Annotated in this window: 32 protein-coding genes; 16 read left to right on the forward strand and 16 right to left on the reverse strand. The window is 64.8% G+C overall.

Annotated features, from left to right (window positions below; translation table 11 throughout):
• Window positions 1-41 precede the first annotated feature (41 nt).
• Together E3O44_RS17210 and E3O44_RS17215 are read right to left on the reverse strand one after the other, a co-directional pair.
• Window positions 42-677: an MBL fold metallo-hydrolase gene (locus tag E3O44_RS17210; protein WP_134536097.1), complete on the reverse strand. Its 636-nt coding sequence runs from the start codon at window positions 675-677 to the stop codon at window positions 42-44.
• Window positions 674-2107, reverse strand: a complete 1434-nt coding sequence (locus tag E3O44_RS17215) for an MFS transporter (protein ID WP_198415986.1) — start codon at window positions 2105-2107, stop codon at window positions 674-676. Before E3O44_RS17215 ends, E3O44_RS17210 begins: the two co-directional genes overlap by 4 nt.
• A gap of 124 nt (window positions 2108-2231) precedes the next feature.
• Here E3O44_RS17215 and E3O44_RS17220 point away from each other — a divergent pair, with 124 nt between their 5' ends.
• Window positions 2232-3065 carry a helix-turn-helix transcriptional regulator gene (locus E3O44_RS17220; protein WP_134536100.1) on the forward strand — a complete coding sequence of 278 codons (834 nt, stop codon included), beginning with the start codon at window positions 2232-2234 and terminating at the stop codon, window positions 3063-3065.
• On the opposite strand, the gene E3O44_RS17225 is transcribed toward E3O44_RS17220, so the two are convergent.
• Window positions 3050-3226 (reverse strand): helix-turn-helix domain-containing protein, encoded by a 177-nt coding sequence (locus E3O44_RS17225; protein WP_241976406.1) that lies wholly within the window; start codon window positions 3224-3226, stop codon window positions 3050-3052. The two genes, E3O44_RS17220 and E3O44_RS17225, sit on opposite strands and share 16 nt — an antisense overlap.
• A complete protein-coding gene (locus tag E3O44_RS17230; RefSeq protein ID WP_166792704.1) occupies window positions 3223-4680 on the reverse strand; it encodes an MFS transporter in 1458 nt (485 codons plus the stop codon). Before E3O44_RS17230 ends, E3O44_RS17225 begins: the two co-directional genes overlap by 4 nt.
• A gap of 139 nt (window positions 4681-4819) precedes the next feature.
• Here E3O44_RS17230 and E3O44_RS17235 point away from each other — a divergent pair, with 139 nt between their 5' ends.
• Window positions 4820-5746, forward strand: coding sequence for a LysR family transcriptional regulator (locus E3O44_RS17235; protein WP_134536102.1), 927 nt, complete (start codon window positions 4820-4822; stop codon window positions 5744-5746).
• A gap of 43 nt (window positions 5747-5789) precedes the next feature.
• Here E3O44_RS17235 and E3O44_RS17240 read toward each other — a convergent pair whose 3' ends face one another.
• The 3 genes from E3O44_RS17240 to E3O44_RS20020 form a co-directional block, all read right to left on the reverse strand.
• The gene (locus tag E3O44_RS17240; RefSeq protein ID WP_134536103.1) at window positions 5790-6116 is read right to left on the reverse strand and encodes an ArsR/SmtB family transcription factor; all 327 of its coding nucleotides are present in this window, start codon (window positions 6114-6116) and stop codon (window positions 5790-5792) included.
• Complete coding sequence (locus E3O44_RS17245) at window positions 6113-6586, reverse strand: SRPBCC family protein (RefSeq protein ID WP_134536105.1); 474 nt, start codon at window positions 6584-6586, stop codon at window positions 6113-6115. The genes E3O44_RS17240 and E3O44_RS17245 overlap by 4 nt, the downstream gene beginning before the upstream one ends.
• 653 nt (window positions 6587-7239) lie before the next feature.
• Window positions 7240-7431: a TraR/DksA family transcriptional regulator gene (locus E3O44_RS20020; RefSeq protein WP_420897944.1), complete on the reverse strand. Its 192-nt coding sequence runs from the start codon at window positions 7429-7431 to the stop codon at window positions 7240-7242.
• A gap of 24 nt (window positions 7432-7455) precedes the next feature.
• On the opposite strand from E3O44_RS20020, the gene E3O44_RS19700 reads away from it, so the two are divergent.
• A complete protein-coding gene (locus E3O44_RS19700; RefSeq protein WP_241976408.1) occupies window positions 7456-7644 on the forward strand; it encodes a hypothetical protein in 189 nt (62 codons plus the stop codon).
• A gap of 430 nt (window positions 7645-8074) precedes the next feature.
• On the opposite strand, the gene E3O44_RS17255 is transcribed toward E3O44_RS19700, so the two are convergent.
• The gene (locus E3O44_RS17255) at window positions 8075-8545 is read right to left on the reverse strand and encodes a hypothetical protein (RefSeq protein WP_134536109.1); all 471 of its coding nucleotides are present in this window, start codon (window positions 8543-8545) and stop codon (window positions 8075-8077) included.
• Window positions 8542-9021 (reverse strand): hypothetical protein, encoded by a 480-nt coding sequence (locus E3O44_RS17260; protein ID WP_134536111.1) that lies wholly within the window; start codon window positions 9019-9021, stop codon window positions 8542-8544. Before E3O44_RS17260 ends, E3O44_RS17255 begins: the two co-directional genes overlap by 4 nt.
• 142 nt (window positions 9022-9163) lie before the next feature.
• Between E3O44_RS17260 and E3O44_RS17265 the strand changes: the two genes are divergently transcribed.
• The 4 genes from E3O44_RS17265 (at window position 9164) to E3O44_RS17280 (ending at window position 12297) form a co-directional block, all read left to right on the forward strand.
• Entirely contained in the window at window positions 9164-10258 is a 1095-nt protein-coding gene (locus E3O44_RS17265) for a hypothetical protein (protein ID WP_134536113.1), read from the forward strand.
• A gap of 59 nt (window positions 10259-10317) precedes the next feature.
• Window positions 10318-11034 (forward strand): hypothetical protein, encoded by a 717-nt coding sequence (locus E3O44_RS17270; protein WP_134536115.1) that lies wholly within the window; start codon window positions 10318-10320, stop codon window positions 11032-11034.
• A gap of 6 nt (window positions 11035-11040) precedes the next feature.
• Window positions 11041-11658: a hypothetical protein gene (locus tag E3O44_RS17275; protein ID WP_134536117.1), complete on the forward strand. Its 618-nt coding sequence runs from the start codon at window positions 11041-11043 to the stop codon at window positions 11656-11658.
• A gap of 117 nt (window positions 11659-11775) precedes the next feature.
• On the forward strand, window positions 11776-12297 hold the full coding sequence (locus E3O44_RS17280; RefSeq protein WP_134536119.1) for a putative immunity protein: 522 nt from the start codon (window positions 11776-11778) through the stop codon (window positions 12295-12297).
• 50 nt (window positions 12298-12347) lie between these two features.
• Here E3O44_RS17280 and E3O44_RS17285 read toward each other — a convergent pair whose 3' ends face one another.
• Together E3O44_RS17285 and E3O44_RS17290 are read right to left on the reverse strand one after the other, a co-directional pair.
• On the reverse strand, window positions 12348-12806 hold the full coding sequence (locus E3O44_RS17285; RefSeq protein ID WP_134536121.1) for a magnetosome magnetite crystal formation protein family: 459 nt from the start codon (window positions 12804-12806) through the stop codon (window positions 12348-12350).
• 86 nt (window positions 12807-12892) lie between these two features.
• Window positions 12893-14179, reverse strand: coding sequence for a DJ-1/PfpI family protein (locus E3O44_RS17290; protein ID WP_166792705.1), 1287 nt, complete (start codon window positions 14177-14179; stop codon window positions 12893-12895).
• 101 nt (window positions 14180-14280) lie between these two features.
• Between E3O44_RS17290 and E3O44_RS17295 the strand changes: the two genes are divergently transcribed.
• A complete protein-coding gene (locus E3O44_RS17295; protein ID WP_134536125.1) occupies window positions 14281-15240 on the forward strand; it encodes a GlxA family transcriptional regulator in 960 nt (319 codons plus the stop codon).
• Between the two features lie 155 nt (window positions 15241-15395).
• Here the strand turns inward: E3O44_RS17295 and pdxY are convergent, their stop codons facing one another.
• Window positions 15396-16247 (reverse strand): pyridoxal kinase PdxY, encoded by an 852-nt coding sequence (pdxY, locus tag E3O44_RS17300; protein WP_134536127.1) that lies wholly within the window; start codon window positions 16245-16247, stop codon window positions 15396-15398.
• Window positions 16248-16306: 59 nt separating this feature from the next.
• On the reverse strand, window positions 16307-16801 hold the full coding sequence (locus E3O44_RS17305) for a hypothetical protein (protein WP_134536129.1): 495 nt from the start codon (window positions 16799-16801) through the stop codon (window positions 16307-16309).
• Window positions 16802-17041: 240 nt separating this feature from the next.
• Here E3O44_RS17305 and E3O44_RS17310 point away from each other — a divergent pair, with 240 nt between their 5' ends.
• From E3O44_RS17310 to E3O44_RS17325, 4 genes are all read left to right on the forward strand, one after another.
• A complete protein-coding gene (locus E3O44_RS17310) occupies window positions 17042-17239 on the forward strand; it encodes a hypothetical protein (protein WP_134536131.1) in 198 nt (65 codons plus the stop codon).
• Window positions 17240-17379: 140 nt separating this feature from the next.
• Entirely contained in the window at window positions 17380-17976 is a 597-nt protein-coding gene (locus tag E3O44_RS17315; RefSeq protein WP_134536133.1) for a hypothetical protein, read from the forward strand.
• Entirely contained in the window at window positions 17973-18536 is a 564-nt protein-coding gene (locus E3O44_RS17320; protein ID WP_241976409.1) for an RNA polymerase sigma factor, read from the forward strand. Before E3O44_RS17315 ends, E3O44_RS17320 begins: the two co-directional genes overlap by 4 nt.
• Complete coding sequence (locus tag E3O44_RS17325; RefSeq protein WP_134536135.1) at window positions 18533-18961, forward strand: hypothetical protein; 429 nt, start codon at window positions 18533-18535, stop codon at window positions 18959-18961. The genes E3O44_RS17320 and E3O44_RS17325 overlap by 4 nt, the downstream gene beginning before the upstream one ends.
• A gap of 34 nt (window positions 18962-18995) precedes the next feature.
• Here E3O44_RS17325 and E3O44_RS17330 read toward each other — a convergent pair whose 3' ends face one another.
• Window positions 18996-19643 carry an NAD(P)-dependent oxidoreductase gene (locus tag E3O44_RS17330; protein WP_134536137.1) on the reverse strand — a complete coding sequence of 216 codons (648 nt, stop codon included), beginning with the start codon at window positions 19641-19643 and terminating at the stop codon, window positions 18996-18998.
• Window positions 19640-20713: a zinc-binding alcohol dehydrogenase family protein gene (locus tag E3O44_RS17335; RefSeq protein WP_134536139.1), complete on the reverse strand. Its 1074-nt coding sequence runs from the start codon at window positions 20711-20713 to the stop codon at window positions 19640-19642. Before E3O44_RS17335 ends, E3O44_RS17330 begins: the two co-directional genes overlap by 4 nt.
• Before the next feature lie 81 nt (window positions 20714-20794).
• On the opposite strand from E3O44_RS17335, the gene E3O44_RS17340 reads away from it, so the two are divergent.
• The 4 genes from E3O44_RS17340 to E3O44_RS17355 all read left to right on the forward strand — a co-directional run bounded on the left by E3O44_RS17340 (window position 20795) and on the right by E3O44_RS17355 (window position 23546).
• Entirely contained in the window at window positions 20795-21352 is a 558-nt protein-coding gene (locus E3O44_RS17340; protein ID WP_134536140.1) for a TetR family transcriptional regulator, read from the forward strand.
• A 120-nt stretch (window positions 21353-21472) separates the two neighbouring features.
• Window positions 21473-22084, forward strand: a complete 612-nt coding sequence (locus E3O44_RS17345) for an MBL fold metallo-hydrolase (RefSeq protein WP_134536142.1) — start codon at window positions 21473-21475, stop codon at window positions 22082-22084.
• Between the two features lie 118 nt (window positions 22085-22202).
• Window positions 22203-22589 (forward strand): hypothetical protein, encoded by a 387-nt coding sequence (locus tag E3O44_RS17350; RefSeq protein WP_134536143.1) that lies wholly within the window; start codon window positions 22203-22205, stop codon window positions 22587-22589.
• A 96-nt stretch (window positions 22590-22685) separates the two neighbouring features.
• Window positions 22686-23546 (forward strand): SDR family oxidoreductase, encoded by an 861-nt coding sequence (locus E3O44_RS17355; RefSeq protein WP_134536145.1) that lies wholly within the window; start codon window positions 22686-22688, stop codon window positions 23544-23546.
• On the opposite strand, the gene E3O44_RS17360 is transcribed toward E3O44_RS17355, so the two are convergent.
• Window positions 23530-24225, reverse strand: a complete 696-nt coding sequence (locus E3O44_RS17360; RefSeq protein WP_134536147.1) for an alpha/beta fold hydrolase — start codon at window positions 24223-24225, stop codon at window positions 23530-23532. The two genes, E3O44_RS17355 and E3O44_RS17360, sit on opposite strands and share 17 nt — an antisense overlap.
• Between the last annotated feature and the right edge of the window lie 48 nt (window positions 24226-24273).

A 24273-nucleotide genomic window follows, 5' to 3' on the forward strand; every position in this document is an offset into this window, starting at 1 on the left:
CGAAGGGCACGCCACCTGGTGGCTGATAAGCCGTGCGGTGATCAGAGCTGTACCGCGTCCCCGTCCTCCAGGATGAGCAGCTCGATGCCGGTCAACGGATCGACGAACTGTGAAAAGAATTGTCTCCCGGCGGCGGTCAGCATCATGTCGTGAATCTGTATCGCCCGGTCGGGTTGCACAGCGCGGATGAAATCGACCGCGGCGTCGAGCTTTGCCCAGGGTCCCGACGTGGGGACCAGGAGCGTTTTCACGGGGAGCCCGGGCACGTGGTACGAGTCGCCCGGGTGATAGACGTCGTCGTCGATGACGTAGCCGACGTTGCCGGTTTCGGGCATGTCCGGATGGATCACCGCGTGGGTTCCTCCGACGACATCCACCTGGAATCCATCGATATCAATACGGTCCCCGGGTGCGACGACCGTAACCCGGCCGTCGTCGTTGTGGAGCTGCGCCACGACGTCTGCCGGCGCCCAGATCCGGAGCTCTCGTTGGGACTCGAGTGCCGCGGAGAGCAGGTCGACGTCGAAGTGGTCGGGGTGGTCGTGTGTGATCAGGACGGCGGATGTCTCGCCGACGAGCCGAGGCGCAGCAGGTGTGAATGTCCCGGGGTCGATGAGGAGAGAGGAGCGTTCCTTGTGCAGGACAACCGTGGGATGGGTGTGCTTGTGGAGGATCACGAGCGGGTTGTCGCCTGTTCTGCTTCGGAGTGGGCGTCGGGGTGTGCGTCGAGCGGTGACCCTGGCGCGCGCCGAGTGCCGACTCGTCGGAGGACGATGACGACCACCACGATGAATGCGGCGACGATGAGGGCATCGATGCCGATTCCAATGCGCAGGGCGAGGAGGCTGGTGAGGCCGCCGGCAGCGGTCGCGATCGCCGACACGATCGGGGTGCCGAGGGTCATGCCGACCTGCTGCGTCATGGTGACCAAGCCGGTCGCGAGGCCCTGCTGTCCCGGTTCGACACCGGATGTCGCGGCGACCAGGAAGGTGACGATAGCGACCATGTGACCGATCGCGGCGATGAAGCCGACCACGGAGTAGAGGGCGATCGATCCGGGGTGCTCGTTCACGGCGACGAGTGCGCCGGTGGCCAGTGCCTGGATTCCGAGGCCGAGGAGCATCGCCCCGCGGATACCCAGCCGTCCGACGACGCGGGGTCCGATGACGCCGCCGACGACAGCGCCGACGCCTGTCAAGCCGATGATCAGACCGGTGATGAGCGGGTCGAGTTCCAGCACGTGCTGGAAGTACATCGTGGACAGGAACACAAGGCCGGTCTCCATCGAGAGCGATGCGAAGCCGATGAGGTGACCGGCGAGGATATTCGGACGGGTCAGGAGCTTCAGGGGCACCAGCGGGGCGCTGTGGCGTCGCTCGGTGCGGATGAAGAAGACGATCAGGACAATGCTGGCGGCGAGACAGATCAGGCCGTTCGGGTCTGTGACGCCGTGCTCGCCGAAGCGGGACATCGCGAAGACCAGGGTGATCAGCGCCGTGGTGATGAGCGCCGCACCGCGCACGTCAAGTCGGGCCTGCTTCTCTCTGGCTGGTTCGCGGATGATGAGGAGCGCCAGTACGACGACCGCGGCGGCGATCGGGACGTTGACGAGGAACGCTGCCCGCCAGGACAGGTAGTTCGTCAAGATCCCGCCGAACACCGCGCCAGCCGTGAATCCGAGCGAGGCGAGGACGCTGCTCATCCCGAGTGCCCGGCGTCGGAGCGGCCCCTCCGCGAAGATGGAGGTGATCAGCGCGAGCGCGGCGGGCATCGCGGCCGCCGTTGCCAAGCCTTGCAGCGCCCGCGCTATGAGCAGAACCACCGGAGAGCCGGCGAAGCCGCCCACGAGCGATGCTCCAGCGAGGACTGCCATACCGATGACGAACATCCGGCGACGCCCGACCCAATCGCCCAGCCGCCCGAGCAACAACGTGAAGCCCGCCGCGCACAGCGCGAACGTCGTCGCGACCCACTGCACATCGGCGGACGCAAACCCCAATGCCGACCCTATTTCCGGAAGTGCGACGTTCAGAATCGAAAAGTCCACCGAGAGCAGGAACTGTGAGGAAAGGAGGATCAGGAGTGCGACGAGTTGATGTCGGGTCATACGTGAGTGCATTTGCCCTAGCCTGTCATGGCCGGTGATGACCAGCCAGACCCCTGGTGTGCGTACCACCAGCAGGGTCAGGTTGATTGTCCCGACCGTTCGCTGCACCGCGCATACTGGAATGATGTCAACTGAATTCGGGGACTTCCTTCGCAGCCGCCGAGCCGCACTCACTCCGGAAGCGGTCGGGGTGAGTGCCTATGGGGCGCGGCGTGTTCCCGGATTGCGGCGAGAAGAGATCGCTCAGCTGGTCGGCGTGAGCGTCGCCTATTACACCCGGCTCGAGCAGGCAGCGGATGCGGAGCGAGCATCTGATCAGGTGATCGAAGCCCTCATCCGCGCCATGCGGCTCGACCCCGACGAAGCCCTCCACCTCCGACGCCTCGCGCGTCCCTCATACGCACGTGCGATCGGTGTCCCAGCCGAACGGCCGCGCCCGAGCATCTTGCGGCTCATCGCAGCCCTTCCCGGGCCTGTGATCGTCTTCGATCACGCCAACGACATCTACGCCTGGAACAGGCTCGGTCACCTACTGCTCGCCCACGACCTTCCCTTCGACGCGGCCGAGCGCGACGACATCCGTCCGAATTTCGCCCAGCGCTTCTTCCTCGGATGCGCCGGCCCCGAGCTGTTCGAGGATTCCGAGACCATGGCGCGGGAAGTCGTTGGGTTCCTCCGGTACTCGTCGAGCACCTGCCCCGACGATAAGCGACTCAGCGGAGTGATCGGTGAGCTCGCACAACGCAGCGACGCGTTCGCCAGGATCTGGGCCGAGCACCCCGTGCACGACCTCAGCTATGGCCAACACCTGTTCGCCCACCCCTTGGTCGGCCGTCTGACCCTCGACTTCGACGTCCTCCGGCCGGCCGAATCCAACCTGCGCGTCCTCACGTACCAGGCCCAGCCAGGAACCCCCGACGCCGACGCCTTACAACTCCTCGCTCAACTCGGCCAGTGACGGATGCGAGTGGGCACGTAGCATCGCTCCACTAGTCCGACGTCCTGCAGCAGTGCCAGGTGCTTCGCGATCGCCTGGCGCGAGACCGGGAGGACCTCGGCGAGGGCGGACGCCGAGGCATCCGCCCCACCGACAAGAATCGCTGGGAGGGTTCGTGTCAACTCTCGATGGGGTACCGGGGCCGCATTCTGGCCGACCGTTTGCTTCCGATTGCGAGGCCAAGCGCGACCATGACGAGGGCTGCCGCCATCGCGAAAGCCCACCGGGTGCCGGTGGCGACGGCACCGGAATCTGCGGTGGTGATGTCGGCCGCGCCTGACGCGAAGGCGAAGATGGCGCCCATCACGGACGCACCGGTGAGGAGCCCCAGATTGCGCGACAGGTTGAGCATCCCCGAGGTCACGCCGCGCTGTTCGGCGAGGATGCCGGTCATGACGGTGGTGTTGTTAGCCGTCTGAAACAGTGCGTAGCCGGCCGTGATGACCACAAGCGAGAGGACATATCCCGCGATTCCGAACGAGATCGGGACCAACGACATCGAAATCGACCCGATGACCGTGCCGATCAGTCCGATGACGAGAACGCGCTGGGCTCCCAGACGATCGACCAGGCGGCCGCCCGGCACGCCAGTGAGCGCTGCGACGACGGGACCGGCCGACATCACGAGTCCGATCAGGGCGGGCTGGATTCCGAGGGCACGAGCGAGATGGAACGGGCCGACCACCAGCGTCGTCATCATGACCGTCGAGACGAGAACGCTCATTGCAAGGCCGGCGCTGAGTGCGGGGTCACGGAAATTCTTCAATCGAATCAGCGGTGACGACACTCGCCTCTCCGCAAGCAGGAACAGACCCAATCCCACGAGTGCGGCCACCAGCAGGGCCGTACTCAGGGATCCGAAAAAGCCATGCTCGAGGGTCACGGCCAGCGAGTAGGCGCCGAGCGTGAGGGCGAGGAGCAACGTCCCCACGTAGTCGAACCCGAGTCGCCCGGCCTTCCGCGTCGGCCCGTCGGCAGGCAGGTACCGGCGAGCGAGTACAAAGGTCAGAAGGCCCAGCGGTGCTGTGACGAGGAAGATCGCCCGCCAGCCGAAGCCTGCGATCAGGAGGCCGCCGAGCGACGGCCCGAGGGCGGTCCCGATCGCGGACATCGTTCCGAGCAACCCCATGGCCCGTCCGATCCGTGGCTTGGGCACCGTCTCGGCAACGAACGCCATACTGAGCGCCATCATGCTGGCCGCGCCGATGCCTTGAGCCGCGCGGGCAGCAATCAGGAGCCACAGGGTCGGGGCAACGCCGGAGAGGAACGTGGCCGCGGTGAAGGTAGCGATTCCGACCAACAGCAGTCGCCGGCGTCCGGCGATGTCGCCGAGGCGCCCGACGCCGACGATCAGGGACGAGATTGCGAGAAGGTAGGCCAGAACAATCCACTGGACTTGTTGAAAGGAGGCAGAGAATCCCTCCGCCATGCTCGGCAGGGCGACGTTGACGATGCTCGTGCTCAGCGCAGGCAGCAACATCGACAGGGAGAGAGTGAGGAGAGCTCCCCGGAACCCGGTCGCTCTGCCCGGCTTCGTGGCCGGTGGATTGTCTTGATTGACGTTCATTGGTGTCATGGGTGAACCGTGCTTCCCTGCGGTCTCGGAGCGGACTTCCTCAGAGTAGAGGCGTCTTTGGGATGGCGGAAGGCGCATCATTGTTACACAATCAGTGCACCAGGCGCCATAGTCCGACGCGTCATGAGACACTGGTCCAGTGGCAAGACCTGACTTGAATCTTCTGGTTACCCTGGACGTGCTGCTTCAGGAGGGCAACGTCACCCGCGCGGCCGAACGGCTGCGGCTGAGCCCCTCCGCGATGAGCCGGGCACTTGCCCGGTTGCGTGAGACCACGGGTGACCCCCTGTTGGTCAGGGCCGGACGCGGTCTCGTGCGCACGCCGCACGCGCTTGAACTCGTCGAGCGCGTCAGCCGGCTCGTTCAGGATGCCGAGGCGTTACTCAGTCCGGCCGACACAGTCGACCTTGGTGCACTATCCAGGACATTCACCTTGCGGACCAGCGATGGCTTCGTCGAGAGCTTCGGACCGGATCTGATCAGCAGCGTCCTGGAGCAGGCACCAGGCGTGCGGCTGCGTTTCCTGCAGAAGACCAACACTGACGCCGCATCCCTGCGCGACGGCACCGTGGACCTCGAAATCGGCGTGGCCGGCGAGAACATCAGGGAGATTCACTCTGAGCCGGTGTTCCGGGACCGTTTTGTCGGCGTAGTCCGGATGGGGCACCCCGTGACGCACACCACGATCACCCCGAAGCGATACGCATCCGGTGGTCATATCCGCGTGTCACGACGGGGTCTCGAAAGAGGACTCGTCGACCAGGCGCTCACGCTCGCTGGGCTGGAACGGGAGATCGTCGTCGTGGTCGGCGGCTTCGCGGCCGCGCTCGCTCTGGCCCGGGCATCAGATCTGATCGCCACCGTGCCTGAACGACAGACCAGGAACCTGCGCAACGACCTGTGGACGTTCCCCCTCCCGATACCCACGCCAGAAGTCACCGTCTCGATGCTCTGGCATCCGAGACTCGACGTCGACCCAGCGCACCGATGGCTGCGCACCTGCGTGAGGCGTCTATCCGGGGAGACCGACGAGACGGTGGAGCTCCCCGGTTCGGGCCTGGCGTGATTTGACGGGGGAGGGCCTCCGGTATCGAAGCGAGTAACCGCCCTCACTCGATTTCCAGGTCCTCCGCGATCTGCTTGATCGTGGCCAGCCGGCGGTCCCACTGCGCCCCGATGAGGTCGAGCCGCCGGGCGGTCTCGGTGAGCTGGCTGCCCAGCACCCGGTACCGGACTTCGCGGCCCACCCGCACCGGCTCGACGAGTCTGACGTCCTGCAGCACCGCCAGGTGCTTGGCGATCGCCTGGCGGGAGACCGGCAGGACCTCGGCGAGGGCGGATGCTGAGGCATCCGCCCTGCCGAGGGCTGCCAGGATGCTCCAGCGCGTGTCATCGCCCAGGGCGGCGAACACCGGAACGAGGGTGGATGCGGTCACTCGGAGCCTTCGAGGTAGGCGACCAGCTCGTCCAGTTCGAAGTTCCAGCCGCCGCGGTTGCTGTCCATGCTCGCGGCGGGGTCGCGGAGGGCGTCGAAACCGGATTCGACGACCGTGAGTTGCGTGCCGGCATCCACTGGTTCCAGGGTGAAGCGGAAGACGGTTGTTTCTCCCGACTCGAGGGTGGATGCGGTGGCGTTGCTGTTTGCCCAGCGGTAGGCGATCATTCGGGGTGGGTCGAGCTCCTCGATGCGGACCGGGAAATCGCCGTGGTCGGACCAGCCGAAGACGCCGGTGGTGCCGACCGCGAGGGGCGCCAGGGTGGCGTGCTCGGGAAACCAGCGGGCGATGTGCTGCGGCTCGGTGACGGCGGCCCAGACCTTCTCGATGGGGGCCGCGATCGTGATGGTTCGTGAGACGGTGAACTCGTCCGCATTGACGACGGACAACTCGTTGATCTTCGTGCTCATGATTCTTCATCCCTTCGGTTGATGAGTCTTTGGTTGTTGCTGCAACTTCAGGGTTGCACAAGAAGAAGCGAACTGCAACTAAAAAGTTGCAATCGAGCCTTGCGAAGATGCGCGCTTTGGATGCGCCAGACGGCGCCGACCGTCCGAGGGATATCGGTCATGATTCACCGGGGGAGGGCCGGCTCAGAGCGCGTCGGTCCCGAGCTCCGCGATGAGTCGTTTCTGCCGCGATGTCGCATTGGTCGATCACCTCCTCGTCAGCGAGGCTCCCCGCTGCATCGACGATCACAAGGATGTGACGAAGCGTTGTCCATTGCTTGCAGGCAGCGATGGACACCTGGGCCTGGTGCCGAATAGCCGTTTTGAATGCCCGCCGTGTTGTGACGGAGGTGGCATTCAATCCGATCACCGCAGCCTCGGTATACCGCCCAGCGGTGTCGGTCGGCAGTAGAGCGGCTGGATCGAATTGCAGCGCACCGAGACACTTGAGTGTGTCTCCGAGCACCACAATGCATCTGGTGTGTTTCTCGCCTTCGGCGGCAATGCTGCCACTGCCACTTCCACAGGCACAGCCAGATCCACCGTCCGCCACTGGCACCGGCAAGGCAGGGCCGGACGTGGTCACGGTCTCCCTGACCTCAAGGCCGGATCAATCACAGTCGTTGTTCTGCCAGGCCTTGACATGTCACGCACAACTCGGCGTGCGGCACCACAGAGAGGCGGTCTTTCGCAATGGCTTCGAAGCATCCGGTGCAGATTCCGAAGGTGCCCGCGGCGATGCGGCCTAACGCCCGGGTGATTTGTGCAACGACTCGCTTGCTGGACTGAGTCGTGGACCAGGCCACGACATCCAGGTGCGGTGCCGCTCGGTGGTCCAGCTCACCGATGAGGGCTTCCCGCTCGCGAAGTTGGATCTGAAGGATCCGACGGAATGCGTCTACGTCGATCCGGTGGCCTCGGGGCGCACGGGAAAGGGAAGGCTGAAAAGTCATGAATGCTCCTACGCGTTAAAGAAAAAACGCGCCGCAACTGCGACGCGCCACTGCCAGCTGAACTGACCAAATATCTGGGGGTCAGTGCGGTGGAGCGCGCGTAAAGGAGCGGAAGGGCACAACACGTCCCGCGGAATTGAGGTGCCCACCGAGAGCGACCAAGCTGCGTCGAGCGCAGAGTGTGGTCATTCGAGACGTGGACATAGCCTCACCATAGCCAGTGCCACAGGAAAGGCAAATCGGCAGCTCCTCGGGTGGCATTGCCGACTCTCAAAGGACTTGGTCCTATTCAGCCCATGGTCGACTAGGTCTAGATGGCTCAACGACGTGAGATCCTCGCGGCCGAGCATTACCACGGTCATGTCTAGCGATCTATGGCGCTCGGTGAAGTCGCTGGCAGGACTAACTAGAGAGGGCCGCCCCGCTCGTGTCGCGGTCGAGGCCCACGGCTTTGTCTCCCGTCGCCATCGGGCCAGGAGCGACTCTTGTCATTGGGTCAGAACTTGCCTACGCCAAACCTGCCCAAATTGTTCTTGACCCAGTTCGCGCTGGGATGTGGGACATACCGTCCCTCGGAGGAGACGCCCCGGGTGTGCATGAGGTTGTCGAACATCGTCGTATTCTTCAACGCCAGTCCGGGGAGTATTCGTTCACCCGTGCGCTGTGGAAGACGCAGGAAGATTGCAGCTTGATTGCAAGCTTTCGCTCGAAGACGCCACTGCCGCACCAGACCGGCGGCGTACCCCAGAATCGCGAAAGAAGCGATCCCGAGCGTCAGGTAATTGCGGAAGTCACTCCCCAGAGGAAGGGCCGCGCTCACGGGCATGACACCTCCAACCGTCACAAGCAGGAACCCGATGGCGACGAACAAGGCTCGGTTCGATCGACGCAGAGTGGCAGCGGCATCCACGCCGATTCGCACGGCCCAGGGATCGGTGTCACTGGTCTCGTTGAGTCGATTTGTCATCGGTCTTCCTCAGCGATGGGACGTGGACCTGACACGCGAGAGTCATCGTGCTCGCCGTGCCGGGCGTTTCCGACATTGACAATGGTTTCCGACGTCAGGGCATTTCGGTCCAGCCATTCCTCGAAGAGGCGCGGATACTGCATCGGTGCCCTGCGATCGGTAGGGAAGCCCGCCCCCGCGAGGTCCTGTCGCATTTCCCGCCCGAAGGCGTACAGACCGTAAAATCCGACAGCAGTCGCCCCCAAGAAAAGGACGACGATGGTGACCAAGATGACGATGGTGACCCACGCCACGGGCACGAATGGGCTGTCGCGCAGTCCCATGGCCAAGAACACCATCAGGAACAATCCGAAGAGGTAACTCAGGATGGAATAGGTGAATCGCCTCCGGACCGGCACTAGGGCGCGGGCATAGCCGGGACCAATCAGCGGCTCCCACGTTCTCCATGTTTGTGTCAATTCGGCCGGAGTGGCCATATCGTCCCCCATCTCCCTACCGTGCGTCCAGAGTCTATGACGGAGCCGTCATCCGAACCTCAATCCGGAAATTCGCGAACGATGTCGGTGTGCTGCCAGGCTACTAGGATCACAGAATGACCACTCAGTCAGCAAAAAAGAAATGAGCGCCACTCTGCTCCGAGGCGTCTCTGCCTATCGGATATTGTGGGTCGGCCTCGGCAGTGCCGTTGTGTTTGTGGTGGCATTCGTGTCGCTTGTCGTAGTTCTGGTCTCGAGCACGTTCCTGCAGTCGCACACGGTCGCGGCGACATCCGCTTGGGTGGCCTGGGGCCTGTGCGTGATTACGGTCCCCGTGAGCCGGTTGTGGATGGCACTCGCCCGGGCGAGGGAGATTCGGGCCGGGTACACGACCCTGCCGCGCGAAGCGGTGTTCGTCGAGCGACTCGATCCCGTCACCGGGGCCGTTCTGCGTCCCGCGGGTTCCCCTATCGCGCCCGGGACCTTCATGCTGAAGTCAGCGCGTGCGTACGCGGCCAGGAACTACACCCTGCCGGATGCCTACAGTCCGATGGTTCCAGCGGACAGCTCTGCTGCACCGACCGTTCTTGATCGGATCGCGGTCCCGCCGGAATCCGTTCGGAGTGCTGGACCGTCGAAGTGGTGGTGGGCGCTGATCCTGCTTCTCGTTGTCGGCTTTGGCGTGCGCCTCGCGCTGATTGGCATTTCGGTTTTCGACGAGCCGGGGCCTGGCGGCGGCGCACAAGGAGCGACGGTGTTTCTCGCGATCGTGGTCGCGGTAGGGGCCTGCATCTGGGTGCCGCTGGGGATGCTTCGTGCGCGTGGTCGGCGCAGGAACGCGGCCGTCGCGGCTGCGTACCCATCCGCCCTTCTCGTGCCGGCCGGCCGGTCGGAAGAGCTCGTTGAGACGGCCCGGGAGCTGCAGCTGGCAGCCGTGCCCATCCACACCTATTTCGTGTGGGCCATCGACGATACGGGCATCGGGCTCTGGCAAGGAGGCGTGAAGCCCGTGCAAGCACTGCACCTGCCATGGTCACGATTGTCGTCGATTGAGGCAACAACGGTCGATAACGGCAGCCGTACGTTCAGTGCAGCTGCATTCACGACCATCGACGAGCACGGTCGAACACTGCGGTTACCGTTCCTCGTCAGCGGACGAATTCCCGCGTTCCCCGCCGGCGGCTCGGCGGTCGGGACGACCATCGGCGCCATTGAAACGAAGTGGCCCCACGGATAGGGCGCGTGTGGTTCAGGAGAAGCGCTGGCCTAGGCTGACGACAACGAAAGGAATGGTTGGTGAACGGCGATCAGTATTCCTCCATGGCGCCATGGGTTGGAACGGCCGCAGACCGACTGCGCACACGTGCACGTCGGTTTGTCCTGGTCGCCGTCCCGGGAACGTTCGTCGTTATGGCGATTGCCAACCTCGTGGCGATGGGAGTGCGTGCGCCCAAGGACGTGTTCATGTGGATCTTCGTGCTGTCACTGACGGTTGTATTGCCCGCAATGCTGACCTGCGTCCTGATTCATCTGGTACTCATGCGCCGAGCTGCACAGGCTGCGGGACAGTATCTCGAACTGGGCCGGTATCTCACGAGAACGTCGCTTCCACAGGCGATTCTGCGCGCGGGACCGAAGGCGGTTGAACTCTTCCTCACAACAAACTCCATTCCGCGGCCCGGAGAAGTACGTACTTCCCGCGCTGCGGAAAGCCCGGAAGGACCGGATGACACTCAGCAAGTGATAAAGCGACCTGCATCGTCGGGGTGGCAACAGGTATCCTCCGCAGTTTCGCCGAAAGTCTGGAGGATCTCGTTGGTTGGATTCTGGCTCGTGCTCGGGGGAGTGGCGTGTGCCCTTCTGGCCGCGGGCGTCGCCCTTGTCGCGGTCGTCGAGGGGACTAGTCCTGGACCACTCTTTCCGGTCCTCGAGGCCGGCGCGGTTATTCTCTTCGTGATCGGGACGCCGCTGATGTACACCTACGTGCGTCACATTGGAAAAACGAAGGACTGACCCACCATGTTCTTGCGCGTCTTCGGCGGCCTGACCGCCGCCTCTTTGGCCTTGTGTCTGGTGTGGTGGACAGTGCTCAAGGGGGACGAATCCAGTGTTCTTTCTGTGGCGCCGTTTGGGTTGATTGTCTTTGCTATTCCGGCTGCCACCTCGCTGGCGTTCTGGATCATCGCCCGTCGGACGGATCAGCGCACGGCAGTCGTGGCGCAGACGCATCCGAACGTTGCCCTCCACCAGTTCATGGCCGATACCCCTGCGGTCCTGGCGCTGCGCCGCCTGGGATCCGAAAATGGCGGCCGTCGCATCCGGTCGTTGAACGGCGCGTACGTCACCGTTGTCGTGGACCGGGGTTCTCTGTGGATCTACGCCGGGGCCAGCGCATGGCTGGTGGCGAGGGTGGACACTGCGCGCGTCGCTCGAGTTGAACCGGCGCGGATCAGCACGACCCGAGGCGGCTGGTGGCCGGGAGTGAGATTTCAAATCGCTGACCAGGCAGGCTCTGCGCTGGTCATCGATGTTCTGCCCATTCGGGTTGCACGGGGCACGATGCGCAAGTCCCTTGATGTGGCTGGAGAACTGAGTTCAATCCGGAAAGAACTGGAGGCGAGCGCCGCGATCCAGTAGCGGCTCGAGGTGCTGGTGACTGACGGTACCTCGCCGCCAGCTCAGTAAAGTGAGTTCGTAAGTACCAACCAGGCGCAGTCGAAGGAACTCTCCGCGGGCGTGTGCCAAGGTGTTCATATGGCTTCTCCGCAGTCCCTGAGTGAACATGATCGTCGGGAGGTCGCGGCGTGGGCCGCGGACTGCGCCGAGAGAGTCCTGCCACTGTTCGAAGCGGAGGCGCCTGACGACGAACGTCCTCGGGACGCCATCGCGCGAGCTCGAGCGTTCGCTCTCGGTGAGCTGGATGTTGCCGGTGAGATTCGTCGCCGCTTCGTCGCGAGTCGGGCAGCGCACTCCGTGAGCTCACCCGCGGCCAAGGCAGCGGCGTGGGCCGCCGGGCAGGCTGCGGCCGTTGCACACATGGGAGCGCATGCTCTCGGCGCGGCGGGATACTCCGCGAAAGCGGCTGCGCTGGCGGCGCCGGACGACGGTGGCTCGAATGAGATCGCGTGGCAGCTCGAGCACATGACCGAGCCTGTCCGGTTCGCGCTCCGACTGTTGCCGCTCCTCGGCACCGACACTTCAGGACCGTTGGGCACGGGGCTGCTCGCCTCGGGAATCCTTGGTGAGAACATTCGTGCCATCCAGGATGCTCTCTGACTCCAGCTCCGAACCACAGCGTCGGCGACGGGTGCTGCGACAGGCTTCAACTACCTTGCCGCCGGGATAAACGGGATCGCGATCTTTGGGTTTACAACACGGGTGTCTGCCGATGACACCCCGACAATGGACACGGCGAGGTGCGCTATCCAAGCCGCCCAGATCACTAGATCCGCTACGAGAAGCAGCGGCGACATCCCCCCGCTGGTGCGTATGTCTCCAGTGAGGACGAGCCCGACAATCGCGTTGGAGACCACAAGGGCCGCCCCGATTGCTGCGACGAGCGTCACGGTAATGGCCCAGTTCGCTGCCCACCGTGAATTCTCGCGCACCAGAGCGTCCGGGTGGCGGCGGTTCTGAGCAGCGAACACACCGAGCAGAATCGGAGCAAGCACCGCGCCCAAGAACGGAACGAACCAGAGGAACCCGATCCCCCAAAAGCGGCGGCCCGACGCGTTCGCCACAGGTGAGTATTGGAGCGTCTGGTAGTCCGGAGGAAGGGAGGCCATGGTGAATTCTATTCTTGTGACACCACAGCGCGTCGACCATTCCCCAATCGGGGCATCGATCTAGGCTTCGCCGCGTTGGGACGGCTTCAGGTCCGGGCGGCCCGGCGACGCCGAACCCAGCGGATGACTGTGGTGGGGAGCAGCCCCACGGCGACGGCGAGGAGGAGGCCCAGAGTCATGAGCAGTGGTGTTCGTGCCTGCGCGGCCAGGGGCGCCGTTTCCTGAGCGACCCGATAGATCGGATATTCGATCATCTTGCTCACGGAAAGAACGACCGACGGGCTGCTGCTCTTCGATAGTTGTTCGAAGGCGGCGTCGAAGCCCTGTGCGCTGCCGGGCCGCCCGAGTTCGCCGGCAACCACAGTGGCGGTCGCATCGCCCAGCAGTGAGGTCTTGATGACGAGGCCGTGCCTGGTCGTCACGAAACCGGTGGTCGACAGCGCGGTGGTGGTGGCCCCCTGCGAGTAGCTATAGACCTCCAAGATCGAGGCGGCATCGATCTCGTCTACACCGTCGCGCAGTTCGACGGCGATGTTCGGCCGTCCCCAGGGGAAGGCCGTGTTCATCAGGAACGCTGCGTCCTCGACTCCGAACCGGTGCACCGGCATCGCGGTCGGGGCTGTGATTGTCCATCCCGGGTAGCGGATGGATTCGCCGACGCGGATGGCTTCCGCGTCCCCAGCCATGTCGGCGATGACTTTGAGGGTGCCGGGGATGCTGGACGTGACGCCACCGGTCGTGGTGACGCGGCCGGCCTGCACGTAGCGCTGCCCGGTGACCCAGGACACCTCGGGGTTGGATGCTGTGAGGGCGGCGATCCGGGACCAATGCGATGTCGCCTGGAGTCCGTCGAGTATCCCGGCGGCGGCGAGCAGCCGGGAGCCGGCGCAGATGCCGAGGATACGCGCGCCCGCGGCGTACTGCTGGACGATGAACTCTCGCGCCGCGGCTTCTTCGGGCCCGGCCGGACTGTTCACGGCCGGGACCACGACCAGGTCAGGGAGGGGTGCAGCACCCGAGGCTACTTCGGCGAACGTGTGGGCCGGTACGACCGACATCCCGCCGTCGACGGGGGCAGCATCGGCCGAGGCCGCGATCGTGTACACGAAGAAGTCGGGCGAGCTGGCGAGCAGGTCGTATGGGGCGAGTGCGTCGGCGGTATCCGATCCCGACTGCCCGAGAACGACCGCGACGGTGAAGTGACCGTCCCGCGGCGTCTCGCGGGGGTTCGGCGAGACTGCCGCGCTGTTCGTTGCGGATGCCATCTCACCGCCGGAGCTGTACAGCCCGACGATGGCGATGACGGCGAAGGTGGCGACGGTGAGGCTGACGGCGAGCGCGACACTGCCGATGCGTCGGGCGATTCTTGCCACAGTGGTTTTCGATTGGAATGCGAGCATGTCTTCACGGTATTGTTCCCGTGCCGACGCACCTAGGACACGCTCTTGACGATCTCGGCCATGGAGGGAAGGCAATGAGCGAACCACGGATCGTGATCGTTGGTTTCCCGTCCGTGCAGATCCTCGACGTGACGGGGCCGCTTGAGGTGTTTTCCACCGCGTCGCGCTTCCTTCCGATCCGGCCGTACGTCACGCAGTTGGTGAGTGCCGCTGGTGGGCCGGTGCGATCGACGAGCGGCATGGAGTTCGCGACGGAACTGATCAGCGACGTGGCCGGAGCCATCGACACACTTGTGGTCGCAGGCGGCAGCGACATGGATGCGGCCGCACGCGATCCGAGGCTGGTATCCGGCATCCGGCGACTGGCTTCACAATCCCGACGGGTCACATCCGTGTGCTCCGGCGCGTTCCTGCTCGCGGCCGCCGGGCTCCTGGACGACCGGCGGGCGACCACCCACTGGGCCGAGTGCGACATGCTCGGGCGTGCCTACCCGACGGTCTCCGTCGAACCCGACGCCATCTATGTGCAGGACGGCAACATCTGGACCTCAGCCGGCGTCACCGCCGGAATCGACCTGGCCCTGGCATTGGTGGCCGACGACCATGGGCGCGCGGCGGCCGCGACCGTCGCGCGGCGCCTCGTTGTCTATCTCCGCCGCTCGGGAGGCCAGGGGCAGTTCTCGGCGCTGTTGGCAGCGCAGTCCGCGAACGAGGAGCCGATTCGCGATGTTCTGGCCTGGGTCCCCGACAACTTGACCGCCGACCTGTCCATTCCGGCGATGGCAGCTCGCGCCCACCTATCCGTGCGCCAGTTCAGCCGCGTGTTCAGGTCCGAGGTCGGCATCACGCCGGCCGAACATGTGGAGGCGGTGCGGATGGAGGCAGCATGCCACCTCCTCGAAACAACGCTGATGGCGGTTGAGGAGATCGCGCGAACATGCGGGTTCGGAGCTCCGGAGACCATGAACCGAACGTTCCGACGCCGCCTCAACACCACCCCGGGCAACCATCGAGCCCATTTCGGCGTCGCCTGAAGCAGAATGAACATCACCGGGTAGTGCCAGACCGCCCAGACAAGCCCCCTCCGGGCGGCGTTCCAGAAGGTCCGTTCGTGGCGACGCAGCTCCGGATGCAGGTACCCACGCCAGCCGGTCAAGTGGGCGTGGGACCATCGGGAGTGTGACAGCGGTTATCGCACGCGCCGGGCGGTGAACTGCATGCGCGGGTGTGCATAGGATTCTTGCGCCTGCACGAGCTGCAGTTCTCGCTCACCTGACTGGTAGGTCAGCTCGAGGAGATCGAAGACGCTGGACACGGTCCGTTCCAACGCCACCGCGGCATCACCCGTCGCGCGGTAGTGCGCCGAGAAGAGCGCCGCGGTGACGTCACCCGATCCGTTCGCTTTGAAAGGCAGATGGGGAGTCTGCACGATCCACGCGCCGGCAGCATCCACTGCGAGCATCTCGATGGTGCCGGGTTCGCGGTCGGGGCGTTCCACGCTGGTCACGAGCACGGTGCCCGGTCCCATCGCCCGGGCAATGTCGACGGATGCGAGTGTGGAGTCCAGGGTCGAGGGCTCGGTTCCGGTGAGGAATCCCAGCTCGAACTGGTTCGGAGTGATGATGTCGGCCACCGGGACGACGCGATCCCGAAGCAGGTGGGGGATCTCGGGCGCCACGAAGCACCCGGACTTCGCGTTACCCATCACGGGGTCGCACGCGTAGATGGCCGAGGGGTTCGCCGCCTTCACCCGCTGCACGGCATCCACGATGACGTCGCCGATCCCGGTGCCGCCCTGGTATCCCGAGAGCACGACGTCGATCTGGGAGAGCACACCACGTTCTTCGATACCGAGGATGACATCGTGCACATCGTCGGGTGCGATGAGGGATCCGCGCCACGCGCCATATCCCGTGTGGTTGGAGAAGTTCACCGTGTTGACCGGCAGCACTTCGACCCCGATGCGCTGGAGGGGGAACACAGCTGCGGAGTTGCCAACGTGGCCATATGCGACGGCCGACTGAATCGAGAGAATCTTCACGACATCAATCTTCCTCTCTTCGAGAAGCCGGCGCCGTCGAGGAGGTGCTCGCTTGATGGCTAGAGGGTGATGCCCCTCACGCGCAACCGTCGAGGCGGTGGAGTCGTCGAGGTGTGCGTGTTGGCTCGGGCGGACATCAACCCGAAGGCGGAAACCATGACGAATGCGAGGAGGCCAGCCACTCCAACAGGATAAAGAGTCGCCGTTTGGCCGATGAAGGCGAACATCCCGAGCCCCGCGAGGCCCGCACCGATGCCGGCGATGCCTCCTTGGACGAAGCGGGAATACCGCAAACGATGGTCGGTCAGGCCCAGCGCCACAGCGGCACCAACGAGGGCGGCCAGGCTGAACAACAAGCCACCGACCGTCGCGAAAATGAGTTCGAGTACGAGGCTGGACGAAGCTACGCCGGGGTTGGCGATGATATGCAGCGCATGTGCTCCGACGGCCAGAACTACCGACGAGATCAGGCCGAGGACTACCCCGAGTACCATCGTCACGGCGACCGCTCCGGGATTGCAGAAGGTTGCTTCTCTTTCGCTGACAGTCCCCATGCGAGACAGCCTCCCACGCGCGCACCCGCTTGTCAGCATCAGGAATCCCCTATGAGATCCAGACCGAAATTTCAACCCAGGAATAGCCGAGCGAGATGTGGGTGCGTGTTCGACAGGATGTCGTCGTCCGTGAGCGTGGACGGTCGTTCCCGCGTCCACGTAATCGGGGCTAGGGTCTTGCCAGCAGAAGTCGCTAGTCCGTCGACGGCGGCGTCACCCGGAGCCAAGAGCATTTATGGGATGCGCATTCGCATGGGTACAACGGAAGGTAAGTTTGGCCCTGTCTTTGTGATTGTCGCCTTCGCGGTGGTCGGCGTCATGTGGATCCTGTTCGCAAGCTCCTTCTTTGTGGGAGCTGCGTTCATCGCCTTGTCGCCCGGCTGCCTCGTCTACGAGACTGTCAAGGCGAGTCAGGATCTGAAGCGACCACGACCGTAGCCAACGTCACGCCTGGGTGCACGGCGGTGTCTGGGGGAAGAATCTTCATCGTCCCGAGTTAAGAAGCGCCTTCGAACAGACATGTAGTGAATGAAGACAGAATTCGGGTGCCGAGCTCGGGGGAGGGGAGAGGTGGAGAGGTGGACGACGTCGATCTCAGTGCGGCCTTGGAGCAGGCGGATCCATTCTCAGAGGCCGAAGTATCACTAGTAGCGCCGTCCCTCCAGCGTCTGGTGCGGTCGGTCGCTGCGCTCGACCACGCAGCTCGGCGACGGCGCCATCGTCGTTTCGTCATCGGGGGTATCGGCGTTGGCGTTGTGTTGCTCGCTGGCACCGGAGCTTCCGCGCTTCCGGGGATTATCGAGTGGGCCCCGTGGGCTCCTGACGTCGTGTTGGATCGGGCGTTCCCTATTTCGGACGGTACCGGTCTGACCGGGTGTGTCATCGTGATGCGGGTGGAACCGGACTCCGCAACCGGGGACGAGAACACGGATGCCCACGTCGCCGACGCACGCGCCTTTCTGCAGGGCCATGACTGGTCGACGCTCGAGGTCACTCTCGGTCAGGTGTCCGCATTCGACCGGGTCGCACTGGCGCGACAGGGCCAGACCGAGGCGGGCAGTCTGACCCGAGAGGTCACCGAGCAGATCGCCCAAGCTATGACGCAGGCCGGGCATTTGGGTCACGGAGTTGCGCTGTCCGCGTCAGAACGCTGCGACCCAAGGCCCGACCAGTGAGCCGGCCGCCCGACGTCGCCTCGGAGGGTTCAGCCGAACGCCGTCTCGAAGACTTGCACGAGCAGTTGGCCGGCGACCTCCTCCGCTATTTCGCGCGCAGGGTCACTCCGCCGGCCGATGCGGCCGACCTTCTCGCGGAAACCCTGATGGTTGCCTGGCGGAGACTGGACAAAGTTCCGACGGATGACCAGGGCGCGCGGATGTGGATGTTCGCTACGGCCCGCCGCGTCCTGGCGAATTGGACGCGCGGTCAGCGCCGACGCACCGCGCTCACCGATGAACTCCGGACCCGCCTGATCGAAACGCCGCAACCAGACGCATCCGCCGAGGTCCTCGATGTCCGCCGTGCCCTTGAGGACCTCCCGCGAAACCAGCGTGAGCTGATCCGCCTCGTCCATTGGGACGGATTCAGCATCATCGACGCCGCGCGCCTCACCGGCATCCGAGAATCCACGGCTCGTGGGCGCTATCAGCGGGCGAAAGCGCAGCTCAAGGCTCGCCTGGCCGAATCACCCGGCTTACCCACAACGACAGCGCCGACGAAAGTGACGACTCCATGAGCTTCAGAAGAAAACGCGCCCTGATCCTGGTTGCCGCGCTCCTGTTCAGCGGTTCCCTCGCCGCGTGTGCACCGACGTCGCCGAGCGGCGCGGTCACCGATCTGCCTGAGACCGCCAGCTCACCGGGCGCCACTCAGCTTCCCGGGGTCTCAACCCGGGTCTCGGAGTCTGGAACCGGCCCGAGGTCGATCATCGTGCCGAACCCGTCTCCCGGTGCTGCACACGTGGTGTTCTTCGCCCATTTTGAATGCTCCAGCGGCACAGGCTCGCTCACTCTGGCCGATGATCCGAGCGTGTTCATGGGCGGCGAGTGCTCAGGACCAGGCGACTATCAGATGACCCTCCCGCCGGGGCTACCGCAGTACACCTTCACGATTGACGTTGGAGCGAGCAGCGCGTACAAGTTCTCCGGACATTTCGGCTGACTCGAGCGAGCGCATCCAACGTCCTGCTGCCGATCTATTTTCGGTAGCTGCTGAGGTCGCAGGTGTGAACGGCGGTCGGATCCGAGAGGAGCCGGTAGTTGTGGGCTGCGCAGTCTCGGAAGGTGGCGATACTCACCCTGCGGCTGGACCGCTCCAGGACACCTTTCGACGGACCGTCCGAGCCGATTCCGGCCCGGTGCACCATCCATTCGATGTCCATGCCCTCGTCCGTCAGATAGCGCATGACTGCTTCGTTGTCTTCGTGCTGGCCGATGTGTCCGCGCGCGATCGTGTTTCTGATCGCCCACAGTGCCGGCGACAGTCTCCGGTTCGGAGGAGCGCTGAGTCCGCCCGCCTGGTAGAGAAAGCGGCTGACTCCGTGGCGTCGCATTGCCGGCACCAGATTGCGCACGAAGGTGGTGTTGATCTTCTGCGTCTTCTGGAGCTGCGCATCGCCCAGCAACGACACCACGAAGTCGGTGCCGTGGACGAGCCGGTCGAGGTCAGGGGGATCGGTGATCGATCCCTGGTGGATCTCGAGGTTCGGGATGGTGCTGTCGAGCTTTGCGGGGTCTCGGGCGAGGACCCTGACCTGGTGTCCGTCGTTCAGCGCCAGCGAGATGAAATGCCTGCCGGTCTGCCCGGTTGCGCCGAACACGAGAAATGTCCGTCGAATACTCACGGGTGGATCTCCTCAGGGGTGACGGTGACGACGAGCTTGGTCGCAGAGACGCCCGCGCGCAGGGCCGCCAGAGCCCCGGGCACCTGGTCCAGTCCGATCCCGAAGACTCTCGGATCGGGTGCCGGCCGGAATTGTCCGGTGCTGAGCGCAACCGGAAGGAAGTCCCGGAAGATGGCCGGTCCGACCGGGGACTGCACGGGGGTGCCGCCCCAGATGCTCGTCACGCGGATGCCGCGCGCGCGTGCGAGGAACGACCGCACGCGTGTGAGCGGGTCGGGGTAGGCGGACGCTATGCGTTTCGTGCCGGAAGTGCGGCCCGCGATGCGCAGGGCGTGGGTGAGTGCCCCGGCTCCGATCGCAATGCTGCCGGCCAGGTGGCGGTGCCCTATCGCCTCCACGATCTGCTGATCCACCTCGTGGTCGCGGTAATCGAAGACGGCCTCCGCTCCCAGAGAACGCACGAAGTCATGGTTTTGACGACCGGCTGTGGCGATCACCGTGTAGCCACTGGCTCGGGCGAGCTGCACGGCGTTGCTGCCGACGCTTGTCGAGGCGCCCCACACGAGAACCACTTCGCCGCGAGGCGACGGCGACGAGGTCGGGAGCGGCAGGGCGAGTTGGTCTTTCTCGTACAACCCCGCGGCCGCGGTCGAAACGCCGAGTGGCAGAACCGCCGCCTGCTCGAAGGTCACGCGGTCGGGCAGTTCGGCACACACCCTCTCGAGCACCGTGACGTAGTGCTGGAAGCCACCCTCTTCGGAATTGTTCCGCAGCCGCTCTTGTCCGGCCGCGAACCCCACTACCCGGTCTCCCACCTCGAATCGTGTCATTCCCTCACCGACGGCGGCGATCTCGCCGGCCACGTCGCTGCCGATGACGGTCGGATATCGCATCCACGGAGTAACGAGGCGACGAAATGGCCCGGTGATCGCGTCGACGGGGTTCACCGCTACCGCGCGGACTCGCACGACGACCTGACCCGGACCCGGTGTCGGGTGGGTGGACGTTCGAACCTCAAAACCTCCTCGGACATCGAGGAGCCAGAGCGCTTCGTTCGTCGGTGTCTTCATTGGGGGACCCCTCTTCAATCGATGACATTTCGTGTCATCCTATAACTCATTACACGTCGTGTCATCACGTAGACTCGTGTCATGCGATGGGCACCAGACGCACGCGGCCGGCTCCAAGGAGCAGCCCTCGAGTTGTTCTCCGAGCAGGGCTACTCGGCGACGACCGTTCCCCAGATCACGGCGCGGGCGGGTCTGACGACGAGAACGTTCTTTCGCTATTTCGCAGACAAGCGAGAGGTGATCTTCGGCGGTGACGAGATCCCGGAACGAGCCGCCCACCTGATCGCCGAGGCTCCTGAAGAGCTGGAGCCCATGGGCGTCATCCGGCTCGTGCTGCACCGAGTTGCGACCGAGCAATTCGAGGGGTATCGGAAGCAGACGGCCGCGGTACGCGCAATCATCCACGCGAACGATTCCCTCCGCGATCGGGATGCGCGCAAACGCGATGACCTCGTTCGCGCCGCTCGCACCGCCTTCATCGAGCGCGGTGAGTCGCCCCTCCGTGCCACCGTCGTCGCGGAGCTCGGCATTCTCGTCTTCCAGGTCGCTCTCGACGAATGGGCCATCGACGAAGAGTCACGATCGATGACGAGCGTCATCGACGCCGTCATGACCCTGATTGCCGGTGTCTCTCCCTGACGCGTGGTGCGGGCACGTCAGAGCGCTGCTACCCGAGTCCCGGAGCCGACCGTAGCCTCGGGGTACGTTGTGTGCTGTGAACGTTGGAATCCTGCTGGCAACCCGCAAAGGAGACGCATCATGAACGTCCCGATCACGATCACGCCCATCCATGTCGGTGACCTGACCGCGGAAGGCTACGCAATGCCGGTCTACGTGCACCTCATCGAACATCCCGATGCGCGAGTGCTCGTCGACACCGGTTTCACAGACATCCACCCCGCAGCCGCCGATCTCGACCCGCGCCCGCACTCTCTCAAAGAGCAGGCATTCGACCTCGAGAGCGTCGACATCGTCATCAACACTCACCTTCACTTTGACCACTGCGGCGGCAACCACCTCTTCCCCGATACTCCGATCTACGTCCAGCGTCTGGAACTTGACGATGCCCGCACGGAGGACGACTACACCATCCGAGAATGGGTGGACCCGCCCGGCGTGCAGTATGTGCCCGTCGATGGAGAGTTTGACGTGCTTCCCGGGATTCGCCTCCTTCCGGCGCCGGGCCACACCCGCGGATCACAGATCGTTGTCGTCGACACGGGTGAGCGTCCGACGATCATCGCCGGAGACACCGCGGTCTGGTTCGGCGAACTGGACAACCCGGAGACCGAAGGCCAGCTCCTGATCCGCTCGCTGCATCCTGAACACGTCTGGATCACCCATGAGCACACGCCCTGGGCCCCTGACTAGCGCCACGCGAGCCCGACCCACGTGTCGATCGGATCTGCCGCCGGCGCCCGGAATGAGCCGAGCGGGGTAGTCCATCGTCGTCCGGGCAAGCAGCTCGTGCGCACCTAAACTCAATCGCATGGTCAACGACGTCAGCCGTACTGCATCTACGGCCACGGGACCAGGTTCGCTTTCAAAGGCTGAGGTGAGTACTCGCCATGTCGACAGGCGCAGCCTGCACCTGCTTTGGTCAGTGCCTCTCGCCTTTGTGCCGGGGTACCTGCTGGCATCCTTGGCGCGGTTTGACCGCTGCGGCATCGACCGATGTCTTGGCGACCCGGGCGGATTTGAATCGTCAAGCGCGTTTCACGGCCTCGCCGCGTCACTCCTCGCAGGCCTCGTCATGTTCGCCGCCTTGGCAGTGACTCCGTGGCTTCGACCGATCTGGCTTCGACTGGGTATCGGCTTCAGTCTTTCCTCGCTACTTGCTGTCGTGTGGATCTGGAAGATCCTCTTCACGAGATGACTGAACTGCCATGGTCGGCTGGCCAAATCCCGTGACCGTCCCGGCATCCGGCGTGACACTTCGTCGCCGCCGCACCACCCTCGAAAGGATCGAATCATGACCTCTGAACTTCTCTTCGCCACCACCGGCGCAACCGGCGTCGTCGGCGGCCTGGTTGCCCGGGACCTCGCCGACCGGGGGTGCACCCAGCGCCTGCTGGTGCGCACCCCGGCGAAAGCGCCCCAGTTGCCGGACAGCACCGTGCACCAGTTCAGCTACTCTGATCGGGCCGCCGCCAGTGCCGCACTTGACGGTGTCGACGTGCTGTTCATGGTCTCCGCGTCGGAGAGCGCGAAGCGGGTCGACGAGCACCGTTCCTTCATCGACGCGGCGGCCGCCGCCGGTGTCGGGCACGTCGTCTACACGTCATTTGCCGCCGCTGCACCGGACGCGACCTTCACGCTCGCCCGTGACCACTACGCGACCGAGGAATACATCAAGGCCTCCGGCATGAAGTGGACCTTCCTGCGCGACGGTCTCTACCTGGACTTCATGGAGGCCCTGGTCGGCGACGACGGCGCCATCCGGGGTCCGGCCGGTAACGGCCGCGCGTCGTTCGTCGCCCGTGCGGACGTCGCCCGCACCGCAACGGCGGTGCTGGTCGACCCGGCCCCGCACGCCGCACGCACCTACGACATCACCGGCCCGGAGGCGCTCACCCTGGCCGAGGTCGCGGCCACCATCAGCCGTATCCGCGGCCAGAACGTCACGTTTCATGACGAGACCGTGGAGGAGGCCTACCGGTCCCGCGCCCGTTACGGGGCCCCCGACTGGCAGGTGGATGCCTGGGTCAGCACCTACACCGCGATCGCGAGCGGTGTCATGACCCCGGTCAGCGACAGCATCGAGCAGATCACCGGTCTGGCCCCGATGAACCTCGAGACGTATCTCACCGCGCACCCTACCGGAGAGCACTGAGCCAGTCGTCGATGGCGGCGCGTGCTGCGTCCGGCTGCTCCTGGATGAGGAAATGGCCGGCGTCTTCGACGACGGTGAATGCGGCCCCCGGCAGCGCGGCGGCCATTTCTTCGGCGGCGTCAATGGGGATGAGACGGTCCGCTGCCCCATGGATGATCGCGGTCGGACACTCGATCGACGGCAGAAGCGAACGCAGATCGGCTCGTTGGATGACTGCACGCTGCTGGCGGAGGAAGGCCGCCGCGCCGACGGTCGTGGTCATGGCCCGCCAGGCGGCCAGGAGAACCGGGTCGGACTCATGGCCCGCCGCGACGACGCCGGCAAAGGCGGCGTCGACGAGAGCACCGAACTGTCCGTTCTCGACCAGCGCGGATTGCCGTTCACGCGACTGCACCTGCTGCTCGCTGTCGGCCCGCGCGGAGGTGCTCACGAGAGCGAGCCCGGCGACCCGCTCGGGCGCCTGCCGGAACACTTCGAGGGCGACATAGCCACCCATGCTCGTGCCGAGCACAGCCATCTCGCCGACGTTCTCCTGGAGAATCCGTTCGGCCATCGCGGCGATCGTGTCGTCGTGCCGGGTGTCCGCCAGGGTGACCTGGCCATGCCGCCAGACCGTGTCGATCACCGGAGCAAAGGCGAGTGGCGAACACAGTAGCGGGGGTATCAGCACGATCTTCATAGCGGCAGCGTCGCACGAACCGCCGACACGGCGTCCAGGCCGGAGCGA

The organism is Cryobacterium algoricola (genome assembly GCF_004402485.1).
GTDB classification, from domain to species: domain Bacteria; phylum Actinomycetota; class Actinomycetes; order Actinomycetales; family Microbacteriaceae; genus Cryobacterium; species Cryobacterium algoricola.